Below are 18,227 nucleotides of genomic sequence, written 5' to 3' on the forward strand. Positions count from 1 at the left end.
CGCCTCTAATAAAAGCGAAACCTAAAACAAGAATTGTTAAGACCCTTTTGGGATTATCCGGCTCAAGACATAGCCATTCGCGTGCCGCCGGGGTGTTTTGTGCCTGCCAGACATGCTTTCGACCTCGGAATGAAGAGGCTCTCCAGGGTTTTGACGCCGAGCTATCTTCCGGCGCTCATTGCCGCCTTCGTCGTCTGCGTGGCCGGTATCCTCGCCGACAACCAGAACCAGGTCGTTGCCGAGGCGCGCATGCGTGCGCGGGTCGCCGAAGAGCTCAACCCGATCCGCTCGAAGCTCGAAGCCAATGTCAACGGCAACATCCAACTCGTGCGCGGCCTGATCGGCACGCTCGTCACCGAGCCGGGAATGGACCAGACCCGCTTTGCCACGCTTTCGCGCAGCATTTTTACGGAACGCTCACAATTGCGCAGCATTGCCGCTGCACCCGATCTGATCGTCTCGCTGGTTTACCCGCTCAAAGGAAACGAGAAGGCGCTGGGGCTCGATTACCGCAAGAATGAGGCGCAGCGCGCCGCCGTCATGCGTGTGCGGGACACGGGCCAGATGGTGCTTGCCGGCCCGGTGGACCTCGTCCAGGGCGGACGTGGCCTGATTGGCCGCTTCCCGGTCTCGATCGATGCGGGTGGCGGCAGCAACCGTTTCTGGGGCATTGTCTCGGCAATCATCGACATCGATCGGCTCTATCGCGATAGCGGCCTCCTTTCCAAAGAACTGGGCCTGGACATAGCGATTGCCGGACGCGACGGAAGTGGTGCGAAAGGCCCGATGGTCTTCGGCGACCCCGGGGTCTTCCAACGGTCGCCGGTCGAGATGACCGTGCTATTGCCCGGGGGCTCCTGGCAGATTGCGGCCACCCCCAAGGGCGGTTGGCCGACAACGGCCGGCAATGCCTGGCTGATCCGCGGCCTGATCGTCATCGGCGGCCTGATGATCATCCTGCCGATGGTTTTGACCGGGCGCCTGATGAGCGAGCGGCAGAGCAACATTCGCGCCCTCCGTCACAGCAAGGCGCAACTGCAGGAACTCTCCCATCGCCTGAAGATCGCGCTGGATTCATCGCAGATCGGCATCTGGGAGCTCGACATCGAGAGTGGCAAGTTGCTTTGGGACGATCGAATGCGGGAACTCTATGGTCGTGTGGGATCAAAGCGCGAGACCTATGAGGACTGGAGCAGTGCGCTCTATTGCGAGGATCTTCAGCGCGCCGAGGCCGAGTTTGTCGAAGCGCTGGAAACGGGAGACGCCTACAACTCGGACTTTCGCATCAGCCTGGCCGACGGCAGCTTGCGGCACATTCGCGCGATCGGCTCCGCCTATATCGGCGCCGACGGTCGCAGGAAGATCGTTGGCGTCAACTGGGACGTGACTGCTGACTTCGAGACCCGTGAAACGCTCTTTGAAGCCAAGCGCACGGCAGAAGCACACAGCGTCGAACTCGAGGCGGCGCGCCATCGCATGGAGTTCAATGCCCTGCATGACCCGCTGACGGGCCTGCCCAATCGCCGTTTCCTCGATCAGGTGCTCGCCGAGCGCAATCAGCATTTTGCGCCCGAGGCGAAGCTCAGCATCTTCCACATGGATCTCGATCGCTTCAAGCAGATCAACGATACGCTCGGCCATGCCGCCGGTGACGAGATCTTGCGCCACGCCGGCGAGCTTCTGCGCGTCAACGCAGATGAGAAGGACTTCGTCGCCCGCATCGGCGGCGATGAATTCGTCATCGTCCGCCAGGACGGCGGGACGGAACCGGACGCGCGGCTCGCCTCCCGCATCATCGATGCCATGAGCGTGCCCGTCCGCTACAAGGATCAGGAATGCCGCATCGGCGTCAGCATCGGCATTGCCGCCCAGTCGCGCCCCTCCGACGACCTTTCGCACGTGCTCGTCAATGCCGACATCGCGCTTTACGAGGCCAAGCGCCGCGGCCGCAACCGCCACGAAACCTTCACCGGCGAGCTGAAGACGGCCGTCTTCAAGACGAAGCAGACTGCCGACGAGATCCTGCGCGGGCTCGAGCACAACGAATTCATCGCCCATTTCCAGCCGCAGTTCTGTCCACGAACCCTTGACATCATCGGCGTGGAGGCGCTGGCGCGCTGGGATCATCCGACCAAGGGCCTGCTCGGCCCGCACACCTTCCTGAAGACGGCCGAAGATATCAACGTGGTCGCCTCGATCGACCAGGCGATCCTCGAGCAGGCATTGTTCCAGGTCTACCGCTGGGAGGCAGGTGGCATCCATATCCCCAAGGTCTCGGTCAATCTTTCTTACGCCCGACTTCATGACGAGAACCTGATCGAACGCCTCGAGCAGTTGCAGATCCCGAAGGGCCGCCTCTCCTTCGAGTTGCTGGAATCGATTTCCTTCGATGAAAGCGACGTGAAGGTGCTGTCGAACATTCGCCGGATCAAGGAGCTTGGTATCGATATCGAGATCGACGACTTCGGTACCGGTTACGCCTCGATCCTCAGCCTGTTGAAGCTGACACCGCGCCGGCTGAAGATCGATCGCCAGCTTATCCTGCCGATCCTCGATTCACCCGCAGAAAAACGCCTGGTCGAATCGATCATCGACATCGGCACCTCGCTCGGCATCGAGGTCATCGCCGAGGGCATCGAAACGCTCGAACATGCCCATATCCTCAAGGAGCTCGGCTGCCACGGGCTGCAGGGCTATGCCTTTGCCCGGCCGATGAGCGCCAACGATCTTGCGACCTTCGCCTTCGAGCGCCGCTGGCGAGCGGCCTGAGAGCACATTCAGGAGCGCGGGAAATGCGCGGTGCGTTCATTTTTCGCAGCAACGAGGCTTGGCAGCCCCGCCACGAATCGTCATAAAAACAATTGCCTGCCCCCGCTGCGCGGACTTGGCGGCATCATCTGCGGCAGTCGCTGACGCGACCGTCCTCTAGGGCCCTCCGGAGCATCCCGTTTCAAGTGGAATCACGAAAAGCGGGAATATGTTCTGGAAACAAAATCCTAGGGCGTCCTTTGTGTGCTCTCTTGAACGCACGGCGCTCTAGCGCCCGATCTCCATGACACCCGAGCGAAGGGAACGGTACGATCGAATACGCGGGAAAATTGCTTTCTGTCTTCATTCTCGCCCCATTTGCGGGAAGCCTTCTTGCAATCTTCTTCCCGCCCGATCAGCGTGGCGCAACCGCCTGGTTCGCCGGTGCGATCGCCCTACTCTGTTTCCTCGTCGCCGCCGGCCTCTATCCCTTAGTCACCTCGGGCGGCGTGCTGCGCTACGACATCGCCTGGTTGCCTGAGCTTGGCCTCAATTTCACGCTCAGGATGGACGGCTTTGCCTGGTTGTTTACGGTGCTTGTCACTGCGATCGGCGTGCTCGTCGTGCTCTACGCCCGCTACTACATGGCGGCCGAAGATCCCGTCCCGCGCTTCCTGGCGCTGTTTCTCGCCTTCATGGGCTCAATGCTCGGCGTCGTGCTCTCTGGTAACCTCATCCTGCTTGCCGTGTTCTGGGAGCTGACGAGCATCGTCTCCTTCCTGCTGATCGGCTACTGGCACCACAATGCGCACGCCCGCGACGGTGCCCGCATGGCGCTGACCATCACTGGTACCGGCGGCCTCTGCATGCTCGTCGGCTTTCTGCTGATCGGTCGCATCGTCGGCAGCTATGATCTCGATGCAGTACTTGCCTCGGGCGACACGATCCGCAATTCGTCGCTCTACGTACCGGTCCTGATCCTGGTTCTGCTCGGCGCCTTGACCAAAAGTGCCCAGTTCCCGTTCCATTTCTGGCTGCCGCACGCCATGGCCGCGCCGACGCCGGTCTCGGCCTATCTGCACTCGGCAACCATGGTGAAGGCCGGCGTCTTCCTGCTCGTGCGCCTCTGGCCGGTGCTGGCCGGCACCGAAGCCTGGTTCTGGATCGTCGGGCTTGCCGGTCTGTCGACCCTGCTGCTCGGCGCCTATTTCGCCATCTTCCAGCAGGACCTCAAAGGTCTGCTCGCCTATTCCACTATCAGCCATCTCGGACTGATCACCGTGCTCTTGAGCCTCGGCAGCCCGCTTGCCGCCGTTGCTGCCGTCTTCCACATCGTCAACCACGCCACCTTCAAGGCGTCGCTGTTCATGGCCGCCGGCATCATCGACCACGAGACCGGAACGCGCGACATGCGCAAGCTCGGCGGGCTGATCCGCTTTATGCCCGGAACAGCAGTCCTCGCCATGGTCGCGAGCGCCGCCATGGCGGGCGTGCCGCTTCTAAACGGCTTCATCTCGAAAGAGATGTTCTTCGCCGAGGCGATCGAGACCCACCAGGCCAACATCCTCGACACGATGACGCCCTATGTCGCGACGCTCGCCGGCATGTTCGCAGTGACCTATTCGCTGCGCTTCATCCATAGCGTCTTCTTCGGCAAGACACCCGAGGATCTGCCGAAAGTGCCGCACGAGCCGCCGCGCTGGATGCGCGTGCCGATCGAATTCCTGGTGCTCGCCTGCCTCGTCGTCGGCATCATCCCCGCGATCACCATCGGCCCGTTCCTGCATACCGCCATCGTATCAATCCTCGGTGCCAGCACGCCCACCTACAGCCTCTCCGTCTGGCATGGCTGGAACCTGCCGCTGATCATGAGCTTCGCGGCGCTTGCCGGCGGTGTCGGCCTTTATTTCCTGATGCGCAACTACCTTGCCACCAGCGTCGAAGGACCGCCGATCTTCCGGCTGCTGCACGGCCAGCGCATCTTCGAACGCGTGCTGGTGACGCTCTCGTGGAAATGGGCGCGCTCACTGGAACAGCGGCTCGGTACCCGCCGGCTGCAGCCGCAGATGCGCTTCCTCGTCTTCATCGCGGTGGCTGCCGGCGCTCTGCCGCTGCTTCTTACCCATTTCGAGCTGCCGCCGCTTCTGGTGCGCAGCATCGACCCAGCCTTTTCGTTGCTCTGGGCGATTGGCACTGCCTGCGCCATCGGCGCGGCTATCCTTGCAAAGTTCCACCGTCTGGCAGCCCTCGTACTGCTTGGCGGCGCCGGCCTCACCACCTGCCTCACCTTCGTCTGGCTTTCGGCGCCGGATCTTGCCGTCACCCAGCTCCTTGTCGAGATCGTCACGACGGTGCTCATCCTGCTCGGCCTGCGCTGGCTGCCGAAACGCATCGAAGACACGCAGGAGACCGAAATGCTGTCGCTCAGGGTCCGCTTCCGGCGCCTGCGTGACTTCCTTCTGGCGGTCACCGCCGGTGGCGGCGTGGCGCTGATCGCCTATACGATCATGACCCGCCCCATGCCCGAGACCATCGCCAGCTACTTCCTCGAGCGCGCCTACAAGGAAGGCGGCGGCACCAATGTCGTCAACGTCATCCTTGTCGACTTCCGCGGCTTCGACACGCTTGGCGAAATCGCGGTTCTGGCGATCGTCGCGCTCACGGTCTTCGCCCTGCTCCTGCGTTTCCGTCCGCAGGCCGACAGCCTGGAAGCGCCCGAACAGCAGCGCCTCCAGAACGCCTTTGACGACGACCACCCCGATCGCAGCAAGGGTGACAGCGTCGCCGAATATCTGTTCGTGCCCTCGGTGATCATGCGCTGGATGTTCCCGGTCATCGGCATGCTCGCCGCCTACCTGTTCCTGCGCGGCCACGACCTGCCGGGCGGTGGATTTGCCGCCGGCATCGCCATGTCGATCGGCTTCATCCTGCAATACATGTCCGGTGGCACGCGCTGGGTCGAGGAACGATTGCGTATCCATCCGTTGCGCTGGATGAGCATCGGCCTTCTGGTCGCCACGGCAACCGGGATCGGCTCCTGGCTGTTCGGCTATCCGTTCCTGACCTCGCATTCCCAATACATCACGCTGCCGGTCATCGGGAAATTCCCGCTCGCGAGTGCCCTGTTCTTCGATCTCGGCGTCTTCTCGCTGGTGCTCGGCGCGACCGTGCTGATCCTGATTGCGCTCGCCCACCAGTCGATCCGCGCACCGCGGGCCCATGCCCGCGCCACACGGGCCGCAAAGGAGGCGCGCTGATGGAGCTCATTCTCTCGGTTGCAATCGGCGTGCTGACCGCCTCCGGCGTCTACCTGCTTTTGCGTCCGCGCACCTACCAGGTGATCATTGGTCTTTCGCTTTTGTCCTATGCCGTCAACCTCTTCATCTTCGGCATGGGGCGCCTTCGGGTGAACGCGCCTCCGGTGCTCGAACCCGGCGGCGGCGGCGACCTTAGCCGCTACACCGATCCGGTGCCGCAGGCACTTGTCCTGACCGCGATCGTCATCGGCTTTGCCATGACGGCGCTCTTCCTCGTCGTGCTGCTCGCCTCGCGCGGCTTCACCGGCACCGACCACGTCGATGGCCGGGAGCAGCGCCATGACTAACTGGATGCATCACCTGCTGATCCTGCCGATCCTGCTTCCGCTTGCGGTCGGTGCCGCCATGATCCCGATCGATGAGCGCAATCGCTCGCTGAAGGCCATGCTCGGCTTTGCTTCGACGCTCGCGCTCTTCATCCTCTCGGTGGTGCTGATGCGCATAGCCTCGTCGAGCGAGGCATCCAGCGTCTACCAGCTCGGCAACTGGCCGGCACCTTTCGGCATCGTGTTGGTACTCGACCGTCTCTCCGCACTGATGCTGTGCCTGACGAGCGGCCTGGCGCTTGCCGCCCAGTCCTATTCCATCGCCCGCTGGCACACGGCCGGCCATCATTTCCATTCGCTGTTCCAACTCCTGATCGCCGGCCTCAACGGCTCGTTCCTGACCGGAGACCTCTTCAATCTCTTCGTCTTCTTCGAGATGATGCTGGCGGCGTCCTACGGCCTGCTCTTACACGGTTCCGGGCCGCTGCGCGTCAAGGCGGGCCTGCACTACGTGGCGATCAACCTTGCCGCCTCGTCGCTGTTCCTGATCGGCGTCAGCCTGATATATGGCGCGACCGGCACGCTGAACATGGCCGATCTCTCGACGAAGCTTGCGGCACTCTCGCCGCAAGATCGCCAGATGGTCGAGGTCGGGGCCGGCGTACTCGGCGTCGCCTTCCTGGTGAAAGCCGGCATGTGGCCCTTGAGTTTCTGGCTGCCGACAGCCTACTCGGCCGCAACGCCGCCGGTCGCTGCCGTCTTTGCGGTGCTGACCAAGGTTGGCATCTATGTCATCCTGCGGCTGTCGCTGCTGGTGTTTGGGGCAAACGCCGGCGCATCGGCGGGCTTCGGGCAGCCGGTCCTGCTTGCGGGCGGGCTGCTCACCATCGCCTTCGGCGCTATCGGCGTGCTCGCCTCCCAGGCGATGGGACGGCTTGCCGCCTATTCGGTGCTCGTTTCCTCCGGCACCCTGCTGGCAGCGATCGGCCTTGGCCACCCGAGCATGATCGCCGGAGCACTGTTCTATCTGGTCAGCTCGACCCTGACGATCGCCGCCTTCTTCCTTCTGATCGAACTGGTCGAGCGCGGCCGCGATGCCGGCGCCGACGTTCTGGCGGTGACGATGGAAGCCTACGGCGACGCCGACGAGGACGAGGAGGAAGAGGAGGCCGGCGCCGCCATACCCGGCACCATGGCGATCCTTGGCCTCTGCTTCTGCCTCTGTGCACTGCTGCTTGCCGGCCTGCCGCCACTTTCCGGCTTCGTCGCCAAGTTCGCGATCCTCGGCGGTCTCTTCGGCCTCTCAGGCGCGGAAGCCGCGCCGGCAATATCTGCCGCCGACTGGACCTATGTCACGCTGCTCATCGTCTCGGGCCTTGCCGCGATGATCGCCATGAACCGCGTCGGCATCCGCACCTTCTGGACGTCGATCGAAAACACCGTGCCGCGCGTCGTCGTCATCGAAATTACCCCCGTAGCGGTGCTGCTCGCCGCCTGCATCTTCCTGAGCCTGCAGGCCGGTCCGATCATGGGCTACATGCAGGCGACAGCGGATTCTTTGATGAACCCGGCAGGCTACGCCGAACATGTGCTGTCAGCACCTCGGGCAGGAGGCTAGTCGACGATGCGTACCTGGCTCCCCTATCCACTGCTGTCGGCCGGATTGCTTGTCATCTGGCTCTTGCTCAACCAGTCTGTCGCCCCTGGCACGATCGTCATGGGCACGCTGCTTTCGACCGGCCTTGGCTGGGTGACGTTGAAGCTCAGCCCCCTGCGCTCGCACCCGCGCCGTGTCCTCTATGCCCTGCGTTTCGGCTTCACGGTGGCGCTTGACGTCATCCGCTCCAACCTCGCGGTTGCCGCCGTCATCCTGCGCGCCCGACGCCGGCCGCCGAGCTCCGGCTTTTTGACGGTCGATCTCGACCTGGATGATGAGAACGCCCTGGCACTGCTTGCCTGCGTCATGACGGCGACGCCGGGAACGGCCTGGCTCGAATATGATCGTCGCCGCAAGTCGCTGCTCTTCCACGTGCTCGATATGGAAAACGAGCATGTCTGGATCGAGACGATCAAACGCTACGAAGCTGCCCTGAAGGAGATCTTCGGATGATGGAACTCTCGATCATCTGGTCGCTGCTGGTCGCACAGTTCATGATCGGCCTGGCAATGGCCTTCGCCTTCTACCGAATGGTCAGGGGGCCACGCGCCCAGGACCGCATCCTCGGTCTCGACACGCTCTACATCAACGCCATGCTGATGCTTCTGACCTTCGGCATACGCACTGCCAACTCGCTTTACTTCGAGTCGGCGCTGATCGTAGCGCTGATCGGCTTCGTTTCGTCGATCGCCTTCGGCAAGTTCCTGATGCGCGGGGAGATCATCGAATGAGCCACTTGACCGACCTTCCGGTCTGGGCCGCCGTCGTCGTCTGCGGATTGACGCTTCTCGGTGCGGCCATCGCGCTTATCGGCTCGGCGGGCCTGCTCAGGCTTTCCAACTTCTACGAACGCCTGCATGCGCCAACGCTTGCGACCAGCGGCGGCGTGCTCCTGATCAGCTTGGCCTCGATCATCTGCTTTGCCGTGCTGCAAAACCGCTGGGTGTTCCACGAGATCCTGATCATCGTCTTCGTCGTCGTCACCACACCGGTGACGCTGATGCTGCTTGGGCAGGCCGCACTCTACCGTGACCGCGTCGAAGAGCAGCGCGGCGTCCCGCTCAAGCAGCGCCCGCCGCGCGAAGAGCCGTCGGAGTGAAATTCAGGCCGCCGCCACTGATCGTTCGCTGAAGCGACCTGGCCTATTCGCCACGCCCCCGGAACCGCCGCTGATAGTCGGGGTCATAGAGCGAACTTTCGCGGAAATCGGACGCTTCGAGCCCGGGGCCGACGAAGATCAGCGCCGTGCGCTCGATCGGCTCTTCCGCCACCTTGGCGGCTATGTCGGAAAGCGTGCCGCGCACCACCCGCTCGTCCGGCCAGGATGCCTTGACGACGATTGCGACCGGGCAATCGGCACCGTAGAGCGGGGTAAGTTCCTCGACCACCTGCTGGAGTGCATGGATGGCAAGGTGGATCGCCAGCGTCGCGCCGGTCGCACCGAAGGCGGAGAGCGTTTCACTGTTCGGCATCGGCGAGGCGCGGCCCGAGACACGGGTCAGCACCAGGCTCTGGGCCACGGCCGGAATGGTCAATTCACGGCCAAGGGCCGATGCGGCAGCGGCAAAGGACGGTACACCCGGCGTCATCGTATAGGCGATGCCGAGTTTCTCCAGCCGGCGGATCTGCTCGGCAACCGCACTCCAGACCGAGAGATCGCCGGAGTGAAGCCGCGCCACATCGAGGCCTTCGGCTGCCGCCTTCACATACTCCGCCTCAATCTCGTCGAGCGACATCGGCGCGGTGTCGACGATGCGGGCACCCGGCGGGCAATACTGCAGAAGCTCCGGCGAAACGATCGAGCCGGCATAGAGGCAGACCGGGCAACGCCCGATCAGGTCGCGGCCACGCACCGTAATCAGATCCGCAGCCCCTGGGCCCGCGCCGATGAAATGTACCGTCATGCGTCTCTCTCTCTTTCTTTGCGCAGTTCCGGACGCAAAATCGCTTCACACTTTTGCTGGAACTGCTCTAGCTCTTCGTCCACGACCACTGGGTCACCGGCATGGCCGGCCGCCAGCCGGTCATCGCGCCGACGGGACCGGCCCGTGCGATATCGATCCGGATCAGCGAGCCGCCGAGCCGCGCATGGTGATCAAGCAGCACCGCTTCCATGTCCGTCGTCACCGCATTGGCAACCAGACGTCCACCGGGTCGAAGCGCCGCGATCGCGGCCTCCATCACGCCGCCCTCGCTGCCGCCGCCGCCGATGAAGATCGCATCCGGTTGCGGCAGGCCGGCAAGGGCTGCCGGAGCCTCGCCTTCCACCACCGTCAATCCCGGCACGCCGAACATCGTCGCGTTGCGGCCGATGCGCGCCACCCGCTCGGGGTCAACCTCGATGGTGATGGCCTGCATCGTCGGATCGGCCAGCATCCATTCGATGCCGATCGAGCCCGAGCCGCCGCCGATGTCCCAGAGCAGTTCGCCCTTGCGGGGCGCGAGTGCCGAAAGCGTCAGCGCTCGCACTTCACGCTTGGTGATCTGCCCGTCATGTTCGAACAGCGCATCATCACGACCGGCCGCTAGCGGCAGGATGCGCGCACCCTCGTCGGCCGTCACCTCGATGGCGCAGACGTTCAAGGGATGCACGAGGCCGAGCATGAAGCGCGAGGCGATCTGCGTCGTCACCCGTTCGCCGGCACCGCCAAGTGCTTCGAGCACCGTCAGCCGTGACTGACCGAAGCCGCTTGAAACCAGCAATTCGGCGAGGTCCCGCGGGCCTGCCCCGTCGGAGGTCAGCGCCAGCACGCGTGCACCTGGATGCAGGTGCGGTCGCACCAGGTCGAGCGGGCGGCCGTGCACCGAAACCAGCGTCGCATCCTGCAGCGCCCAGCCGAGGCGTGAAGCCGCAAGGCTGATCGACGACGGTGCCGGAAGCGTGCGGATTTCGGCCGACGCAATGCGGCGTGCCAGAGTCACGCCGACACCGAAGAAGAACGGGTCGCCCGAGGCAAGCACCACCACGGGACTGCCACGGCGACCGACGATTTCCACCACCGAGCGCTCGAGCGGGCTCTGCCAATTGTGCGCTTCGCCCGTGATCAGCGATGATGCAAGCTCCAGATGGCGATGACCGCCATAGACAACGGGCGCCTCGGCAATCAGCCGCTTGGCCTCATCGCCGAGACCCGCTACACCATCCTCACCGATACCGATGACGGTCAGCCAGGGGGAAACGATGGCGGCTACGCTATTCGACACGTCAGCCATGGAAAAACCTCGCATTCTGATCTTGGGCGGCACCACCGAGGCGCGCGAGCTCGCGAGCCGATTGGCCGACGACGTCCGTTACGACACCGCAATCTCGCTCGCCGGCCGCACCGCCGACCCCAAGCCGCAGCCGGTCAAGGCCCGCATCGGCGGCTTCGGCGGTGCCGACGGCCTTGCGCATTTCCTGCGCGACGAGAACATCGCGCTGCTGATCGACGCCACCCATCCCTTTGCCGCGCGCATTTCGCACAATGCCACTGAGGCGGCGCAACGAACGAGCACCAAAGTGCTCGCCCTCCGGCGCCCGCAATGGCAGCTTGAGCCCGGAGACCGCTGGACCCCGGTTGAAAGTGTGGCCGAAGCGGTTCACGCGCTTGGTCCGATCCCGCGTCGCGTCTTCCTCGCCATCGGCCGCCAGGAAGCATTCCACTTCGAGACCGCGCCTGAGCACAGCTACGTCATCCGTAGCGTCGACCCGGTGACGCCGCCGCTCAGACTTCCCGACCAGGAAGCAATTCTCGCCACCGGTCCCTTTGCGGAAGCGGACGAGGCCGCGCTGCTTGAAAACCGGAAGATCGACGTGATCGTCGCCAAGAACAGCGGCGGCAGCGCCACCTACGGCAAGATCGCGGCGGCCCGCCGGCTCGGCATCGAAGTAGTCATGGTCGAGCGGCGCAAGCCGGCGGACGTCCCTGCCGTCGGCACTTGCGACGAGGCGCTCGACCTGATCGCTCACTGGCTCGCTCCGGCGTAGAAGCGTGGCGTGTAAACCAGATCGGGCTGCCCGTCGCGCTCGACGATGCGGGTTTCCGGCGAACCGATGATGACGCAGGTCGCCATGTCGGCACGGTTGGCATCGGCCTCGCCGAGCGGCATCACCGTCATGCGCTCATCCGGTCGCCCGGCCGCGCGGCCGAAGATGACGGGCACGGTGGCCGGCAGCACGCCGCGCAGGATCTCGAAGGCTTCTCCGAGCTGCCAGGGCCGTGCCTTGCTGATCGGATTGTAGAGCGCAATCACCAGCCCCGCTTCCGCCGCCAGCCTGAGCCGCCTGGTGATGACCTCCCAGGGCTTCAGATTGTCGGAGAGCGACATCGCGCAGAAATCATGGCCGAGCGGTGCACCGATGCGGGCGGCAACGGCGAGCATCGCCGTCACGCCGGGCGTGATCACCAGTTCGACAGACTTCCATTCCTCGGGCCCCTTGTCGATCGCCTCGCAGACGGCAGCGGCCATGGCAAACACCCCTGGATCGCCGCCGGAGACCATGCAGACCTTGGCGCCGGCCGCAGCCCGTGCCAGCGCCACTTGCGCCCGGTCGAGCTCCTCGCGGTTGTCGGAGGCGACGCGCACCTGGTCGGGGCGCAGGTTCAGCCGGTCGAGATAGGGGAAGTAGCCGTAGAACTCCTGAGCGGCCGCAACGGCCTCTGCCGTTTCCGGCGTCATCTGCTTCGGGCTTCCGGGACCCGTGCCGACCACATAGAGCGTGCCGGTCATGGCCTGTCCTTCCAGCCGGGCACGAGCACCAGCGAGAAATAGGGCGCGTCATCGTCGGCCTTGTCGGCCAGCGCGGTCATTGCCGCATTCTTCATCGTGCCGCGTTCGACATAGACTGCTTGGCCGAGACGGCCGGAAGCCGCAAGCGCCCGACGGATCTTTGGCAGGTTGCGCCCGACCTTCATGATGACAGCGGCTTCGGTATCCTGAAGCCGGCGGCCAAGCTCGGCCTCGGCCATGGTGCCCGGAAGCACGGACAGCACGTCATCGCCCTGCACCAACGGCAGGCCGGCGAGCGACCAGCAGCCGGACATCGCGGTGATGCCGGGGATCACCTCGACCGGGAAGCGGTTGGCGAGCCGCACATGCAGGTGCATGTAAGAGCCATAAAACAGCGGATCGCCTTCGCTAAGCACCGCCACCGTACGCCCGGCGAGAAGATGCGCCGCCACGGCTTCGGCCGACGCGTTGTAGAAGTCGGTGATCTGGCTCTTGTAGGCGCCGTCGTCCTTGTCGATTTCGGTTGTCACCGGATAGTAGAGCGGCAATTCTTCAAGACCGGGCTTCAGCAGCCCTTCGACTACGGCGCGGCCATTGCCGCTGCGCCCGGCCTTGGCGAAGTAGGCAAGCACATCGGCTTGCCCAAGGGCCTTCACCGCCTTGACGGTCAGGAGCTCCGGGTCGCCAGGGCCGGTTCCAACGCCGATCAGGCGTCCGACGCCGCCGCCGCTCACAGGCCCGGCCTCGCGAGCGAGTTGAGTGCTGCCGCGGTCATGGCGCTACCGCCGAGGCGGCCGCGCACGATCGCGAAGGGAACGCCATAGGAATTTTCTGCGAGCGCATCCTTCGATTCTGCTGCACCGACAAAACCGACGGGCATGCCGAGGATCGCTGCCGGCTTCGGCGCGCCGTCGCGCAGCATTTCAAGCAGGAAGAACAGCGCCGTCGGCGCGTTGCCGATAGCGACCACCGAGCCGGCCAGACGCTCGCTCCAGAGCTTGAGGGCTGCGGCCGAACGGGTATTGCCGATCTCGGCGGCAATTTCGGGCGTGCGCGGGTCGCGCAATGTGCAGATCACCTCGTTGCCGGCGGGCAGACGGGCGCGGGTAACCCCGTGCACGACCATCTCGGCATCACAGAGGATCGGCGCACCGGTCTTCAGCGCCTGACGGGCGGAGGTCACGAAATCGGGAGAAAAGACGAACTGCCTGGCCGCCTCGACCGAGCCGCAGGCATGCACCATGCGCACGGCCAAGTCTGCTTCCTCATCGGAGAAACCCGAGAGATCGGCTTCGGCGCGGATGATAGCGAAAGAACGCTCGTAGATGGCGTTGCCATCGCGAATGTAATCATACTCAGGCATGTCTATCCCTGTTCGAACGCTGCTGAGACGCGCGCAGCTCCGAGCCGTGTAAGACAGGACTGCGCCGATTCGCCAGCGTCTTTGTTTTGCCGCACCAACCGGTCGAGCCGGGAAAGCGCGGATTTCATTCCATTCTCATCGGTGTAGGCGCTTGGCAAGCCGTTGGCAGCCCCATTTACGACAAGGCCGTATCCTGAAGGCGCACCGACCAGCGTTAGCTCCGACGGCTTCGGCCGGGCACAGCCCTTGGCGCAGCCGGACAGATGCACCGTCAGCGAACCGTCGAGCAGTGCGGGTGCCGTCTCGACAAGGCGCTGCGCTACGCCCTTGGTTTCCATCCAAGCCGAGGCACACCCCTTGCTGCCAGCGCAGGTGGCGATCGCGTTGCGCGGGTCGTCTTCCGTGATGCGAAAACCCTGAGCTGCCGCCAGGCTCTGGGCGACGGCGGCCGTCTCGTGGCTGAGGCCGAGCACGAAGAAGGCATGCCCGGGCGCAAGCCGGATGGCGGTGGCGCCAAGCGCCTGAGCCTGACTGAGAAAGGCGGTGAGCAAGGACGCCTCGACCTGCGCAAAGGCGAGACCGAGGCCGAGGACGACGCCAGCGTCATCCAAAGGATGAATGCCCGGGATCGGATGCACTGCGGCAAGTGTCGCCGGGCGCTCGACGGCTGGTTCGCAGCGACAAAAGTCGCGGATCGCGACCGGATCCAGATCACGCCCACGCGCGGTTGGGCCGAGGGTCGCGAGTTTCTCCAGAATGGAGATCACCGCCGGCACCGGCGCATCACCGTCGAGCGTTCCGACGGGCATCGCCCGCGCGGCCGTCCCGCCAAGCGACAGCGACCAGACGGCACCCTTATCGGTCGAAACCGCTCGAAGGCGGATGTCGGCAACGACCGCATCAAGCCCAAAGCGCCCGCCGCCATCGACGACCACGGAGAGCTTTGGCGCAAGCTTTAAGGGTGGACGATGCGCCTGCCATGCGCCACGAAGGGCCGTCGCGATCGGTCGCGGATCGGCGATTTCGTCCGGATCGATCCCGGCAAGCGGCGGGGCCTCGATCGCGAGGCCCTCGGCGATGGTGATATCCGCATCGCCGATCGCCTGCGCCAATGCCGGCACTGTTGCTTCACGCAAACCGCGAAGCTGCAGGTTCCCGCGCGCGGTGATCTCGATGATACCGTTGCCGAAGGCCTCGGCGGCAGCGGCAATCGCGATGACCTTCGGAATGGTCAGGCTGTCGCCGTCTGGCCGTAGCCGGACCAGCAGCCCGTCGCCAGTCTGCATCGGGGCGGCCAGCGACGGACAGGCGCCGCGCCGCATCGAGGCGCTGGCACCGGTTTCCGCGGTCGATGGAAGGGCGCAGGTGCTCATCATTTCCGTCATCGCTTCGGCTCTCCTCAAAGAAGACGCCTCAGCAAAGGCTATAACACAGCCGCAATCCTTGAGTGAGATCAAACACGACGCTGTCTTTTCGCCGTCCTCACTCCTCGAAATCGGCACCCTTGCGCAGCAGGTAGATGTCCATGATCCAGCCCATCTTTTCACGCGCCGCCGCGCGTGTTTCGAGGATCCGGTTCTTCACGTCGGCGAGGCGACCGGAAATGACGATTTCATCCGGGGTGCCAAGATAGGCGCCCCAATAGATCTCGGCGTCCGGATCCTCGATGCGCTGGAACGCCTGCTCGCCGTCGAGCATGACGACAGATGTCTGGCTCTTATCGGGAAAACTCTCGTGCAGCCGGCGCCCGGTGGTGATCTCCACCGGCTTGCCGACGAGGTTCAACGGAATGCGGTGGCTGGCGCAAAGGGCCTGCAGGCTGGTGATGCCCGGCAGCACGTCATAGTCGAAGGCGACCTTCCCGCGCGCCTTCACACGCTCGATGATGCGGATGCTGCTGTCATAGAGCATCGGATCGCCCCAGACGAGAAAAGCGCCGATGCCCGCCTCGCCTAGCTCCTTCGACAACAGATCCTCGTAGATTGTGGCGATCCGGGCATGCCAGTCGTCGACGCTGCCGTCATAGCTGACGCCCTCGGTGCGACGCACCGGCACCGCGAATTCGACGGTGCGGCTGTCGCTGCGGGTGACATAGCGGGCGCAGATGTCGCGCCGCACTTCGGCAAGCTCGGTCTTCTTTGCACCCTTGGTCGGGATGAAGAGCACGTCAGCGCGGTTGAGCGCGTTGATCGCCTGCACGGTCATATGTTCAGGGTTGCCCGAACCGATGCCGATGATCAGAATTTTGCGCATGCCCTCGCCTCCGCCGTATTTGGTCTGCGTCTTAGGCGCATCGCCATCGAGGGCGCAAGCTCTTCGCGCGACAGCAAGACCATCAGCTGCGTCAACCCGACGTCAGTTCACTTCGGCAGCGGGATCTTCCGGCAGCCGCCAGTCGATCGCATCGAAGCCCTTGTTTTCGAGGAAGGCATTTGCCTGCGAAAAATGCCGGCAGCCGAGGAAGCCGGAATGCGCCGACAGCGGCGAAGGATGCGGCGCGCGCAGAACCAGATGGCGCGACCGATCGACGAAGGCCGCCTTCTTCTGCGCGTAGGAGCCCCAGAGCATGAAGACGACGGGATGGTCCGCCTCGTTGACCGCGCGGATGATGGCGTCGGTGAACTTCTCCCAACCGCGCCCCTGATGCGAGGCTGCATTTCCACGCTCCACCGTCAGGACGCTGTTGAGGAGCAGTACGCCCCGCTGTGCCCAGCTTTCGAGAAACCCGTGTCGCGCCGGCGGGATACCGAGATCGCTGTTCAGTTCCTTGTAGATATTGACGAGCGACGGCGGTGTCCTGACACCCGGGCGCACGCTGAAGCAGAGCCCGTGCGCCTGGCCGTCGCCGTGGTAGGGGTCCTGGCCGAGAATGACGACGCGCACCTTGTCGAGCGGCGTCAGGTCGAGGGCGCGAAAGTATTCAGGTCCACGCGGGAAGATCTGCCGGCCCTCGTTCTTCTGGGCGAGCAGGAACTGCTTGAGATCGGCCATGTAGGCGCTCGCAAATTCCGGCGCCAGCGCTGCCTTCCAGCTCTCTTCGAGCTTTACCGCCGTTTCCATTGCACATCCGCTCCATCTCTTCAGATCGAGGCCGCAATTTAGGCCGCCAGGCTATCACCGCAACCCCTGCCAACCCCATCATGAAGACGCTGCACCGGTTTTGCTGATCGGCCGCGACCAAGCGGGGGATAGGCTAGCCCTTTTGAGGAGCATTGTATTTCAAAGGATACAGCGGTAATCAGGAGGCGATATCGTTGTATCCTAAGAGATATCACGCTTCGTTGGAGGGAAATCGATGATCAAGAGAAGAGACTGGCTGAAGGGCCTGGTGCTGACGCTCGGCCTCGCCTGGGCCGGTGCAAACGTTCTGCCGGCATCCGCGCAGGCCGAAGAGAAGATGACGGTCTTTGCGGCTGCAAGCCTCAAGAACGCACTCGATGCGATCAACGCCGAATGGCAGAAGGAAAGCGGCAAGGAAACAACCGTTTCCTACGCGGCAAGCTCGGCGCTCGCCAAGCAGGTCGAACAGGGCGCGCCGGCCGACGTGTTCATCTCTGCCGACCTCGCCTGGATGGACTATCTCACTGACAAGAAGCTGATCAAAGACGACACCCGCGCAAACCTCCTCGGCAACCGCATCGTGCTCGTTTCCGGCAAGGCTGACGCTGCTCCGGTCGAGATCAAGCAGGGCTTCGATCTCGCAGCCGTTCTCGGTGACGGCCGTTTGGCCATGGGGGCCGTCGATTCCGTTCCGGCCGGCAAATACGGCAAGGCAGCGCTTGAGAAGCTCGGCGCCTGGAAGGCTGTAGAGCCGAAGGTCGCCGGCGCCGAAAGCGTGCGCGCCGCCCTCCTGCTCGTCTCGCGCGGCGAAGCCCCCTATGGCATCGTCTACCAGACGGACGCTGCAGCCGACCCGGGCGTCAAGGTCGTTGGTACCTTCCCGGAAGACAGCCATCCGCCGATCATCTACCCGATCGCGATCACGGCCGAGAGCAAGAGCCCTGATGCCGCCGCCTATGTCGACTTCGTCAAGTCGGCGAAGGCGGCAGAACTCTTTGAAAAGCAGGGCTTCACAGTGTTGAAGTAATCGGTCTCGAAAAGGCGCTGGATCTCGGCTGTCCAGAGGCAGGCGAAGCATCTATCGTCAGGTATCGCCCACGCCCAAA

At 64.0% G+C, this 18,227-nt stretch carries 17 protein-coding genes; 9 read left to right on the plus strand and 8 right to left on the minus strand.

All coding sequences use genetic code 11. The features are described from left to right. Positions 1-129 precede the first annotated feature (129 nt). From MKZ91_RS26585 to mnhG, 7 genes are all read left to right on the plus strand, one after another. Positions 130-2,769 carry a bifunctional diguanylate cyclase/phosphodiesterase gene (locus tag MKZ91_RS26585; RefSeq protein ID WP_336174041.1) on the plus strand — a complete coding sequence of 880 codons (2,640 nt, stop codon included), beginning with the start codon at positions 130-132 and terminating at the stop codon, positions 2,767-2,769. 329 nt (positions 2,770-3,098) lie between these two features. Then, a complete protein-coding gene (locus MKZ91_RS26590; protein WP_442892356.1) occupies positions 3,099-6,005 on the plus strand; it encodes a monovalent cation/H+ antiporter subunit A in 2,907 nt (968 codons plus the stop codon). Further along, on the plus strand, positions 6,005-6,352 hold the full coding sequence (locus tag MKZ91_RS26595; protein WP_336174042.1) for a Na+/H+ antiporter subunit C: 348 nt from the start codon (positions 6,005-6,007) through the stop codon (positions 6,350-6,352). Before MKZ91_RS26590 ends, MKZ91_RS26595 begins: the two co-directional genes overlap by 1 nt. Beyond that, positions 6,345-7,949 (plus strand): monovalent cation/H+ antiporter subunit D, encoded by a 1,605-nt coding sequence (locus MKZ91_RS26600; RefSeq protein WP_336174043.1) that lies wholly within the window; start codon positions 6,345-6,347, stop codon positions 7,947-7,949. Before MKZ91_RS26595 ends, MKZ91_RS26600 begins: the two co-directional genes overlap by 8 nt. Before the next feature lie 6 nt (positions 7,950-7,955). Continuing rightward, positions 7,956-8,441, plus strand: coding sequence for a Na+/H+ antiporter subunit E (locus tag MKZ91_RS26605; RefSeq protein WP_336174044.1), 486 nt, complete (start codon positions 7,956-7,958; stop codon positions 8,439-8,441). Further along, a complete protein-coding gene (locus MKZ91_RS26610; RefSeq protein ID WP_336174045.1) occupies positions 8,438-8,719 on the plus strand; it encodes a K+/H+ antiporter subunit F in 282 nt (93 codons plus the stop codon). Before MKZ91_RS26605 ends, MKZ91_RS26610 begins: the two co-directional genes overlap by 4 nt. After that, complete coding sequence (gene mnhG / locus MKZ91_RS26615) at positions 8,716-9,087, plus strand: monovalent cation/H(+) antiporter subunit G (RefSeq protein ID WP_336174046.1); 372 nt, start codon at positions 8,716-8,718, stop codon at positions 9,085-9,087. The genes MKZ91_RS26610 and mnhG overlap by 4 nt, the downstream gene beginning before the upstream one ends. Positions 9,088-9,130: 43 nt before the next feature. On the opposite strand, the gene cobM is transcribed toward mnhG, so the two are convergent. Then, the gene (gene cobM, locus MKZ91_RS26620; protein ID WP_336174047.1) at positions 9,131-9,892 is read right to left on the minus strand and encodes a precorrin-4 C(11)-methyltransferase; all 762 of its coding nucleotides are present in this window, start codon (positions 9,890-9,892) and stop codon (positions 9,131-9,133) included. Between the two features lie 67 nt (positions 9,893-9,959). Beyond that, complete coding sequence (gene cbiE / locus MKZ91_RS26625; RefSeq protein ID WP_336174048.1) at positions 9,960-11,201, minus strand: precorrin-6y C5,15-methyltransferase (decarboxylating) subunit CbiE; 1,242 nt, start codon at positions 11,199-11,201, stop codon at positions 9,960-9,962. On the opposite strand from cbiE, the gene MKZ91_RS26630 reads away from it, so the two are divergent. Next, positions 11,170-11,955 carry a cobalt-precorrin-6A reductase gene (locus tag MKZ91_RS26630; protein ID WP_336174049.1) on the plus strand — a complete coding sequence of 262 codons (786 nt, stop codon included), beginning with the start codon at positions 11,170-11,172 and terminating at the stop codon, positions 11,953-11,955. The two genes, cbiE and MKZ91_RS26630, sit on opposite strands and share 32 nt — an antisense overlap. On the opposite strand, the gene MKZ91_RS26635 is transcribed toward MKZ91_RS26630, so the two are convergent. The 6 genes from MKZ91_RS26635 to ung all read right to left on the minus strand — a co-directional run bounded on the left by MKZ91_RS26635 (position 11,934) and on the right by ung (position 17,121). Next, on the minus strand, positions 11,934-12,698 hold the full coding sequence (locus tag MKZ91_RS26635; RefSeq protein ID WP_336174050.1) for a precorrin-3B C(17)-methyltransferase: 765 nt from the start codon (positions 12,696-12,698) through the stop codon (positions 11,934-11,936). The genes MKZ91_RS26630 and MKZ91_RS26635 overlap by 22 nt on opposite strands. Beyond that, positions 12,695-13,432 carry a precorrin-2 C(20)-methyltransferase gene (locus MKZ91_RS26640; RefSeq protein ID WP_336174051.1) on the minus strand — a complete coding sequence of 246 codons (738 nt, stop codon included), beginning with the start codon at positions 13,430-13,432 and terminating at the stop codon, positions 12,695-12,697. Before MKZ91_RS26640 ends, MKZ91_RS26635 begins: the two co-directional genes overlap by 4 nt. Next, positions 13,429-14,061 carry a precorrin-8X methylmutase gene (locus MKZ91_RS26645; protein WP_336174052.1) on the minus strand — a complete coding sequence of 211 codons (633 nt, stop codon included), beginning with the start codon at positions 14,059-14,061 and terminating at the stop codon, positions 13,429-13,431. Before MKZ91_RS26645 ends, MKZ91_RS26640 begins: the two co-directional genes overlap by 4 nt. A gap of 2 nt (positions 14,062-14,063) precedes the next feature. Continuing rightward, positions 14,064-15,434, minus strand: a complete 1,371-nt coding sequence (cobG, locus tag MKZ91_RS26650) for a precorrin-3B synthase (RefSeq protein WP_336174099.1) — start codon at positions 15,432-15,434, stop codon at positions 14,064-14,066. A 109-nt stretch (positions 15,435-15,543) separates the two neighbouring features. Beyond that, positions 15,544-16,314 (minus strand): precorrin-6A synthase (deacetylating), encoded by a 771-nt coding sequence (gene cobF / locus MKZ91_RS26655; protein WP_336174053.1) that lies wholly within the window; start codon positions 16,312-16,314, stop codon positions 15,544-15,546. A gap of 102 nt (positions 16,315-16,416) precedes the next feature. Continuing rightward, the gene (ung, locus tag MKZ91_RS26660) at positions 16,417-17,121 is read right to left on the minus strand and encodes a uracil-DNA glycosylase (protein ID WP_336174054.1); all 705 of its coding nucleotides are present in this window, start codon (positions 17,119-17,121) and stop codon (positions 16,417-16,419) included. Positions 17,122-17,356: 235 nt separating this feature from the next. Here ung and modA point away from each other — a divergent pair, with 235 nt between their 5' ends. Continuing rightward, the gene (gene modA / locus MKZ91_RS26665; RefSeq protein WP_336174055.1) at positions 17,357-18,148 is read left to right on the plus strand and encodes a molybdate ABC transporter substrate-binding protein; all 792 of its coding nucleotides are present in this window, start codon (positions 17,357-17,359) and stop codon (positions 18,146-18,148) included. Positions 18,149-18,227 lie beyond the last annotated feature (79 nt).

The sequence above is a fragment of the Ensifer sp. MJa1 genome (genome assembly GCF_037026475.1).
GTDB lineage: Bacteria > Pseudomonadota > Alphaproteobacteria > Rhizobiales > Rhizobiaceae > Ensifer.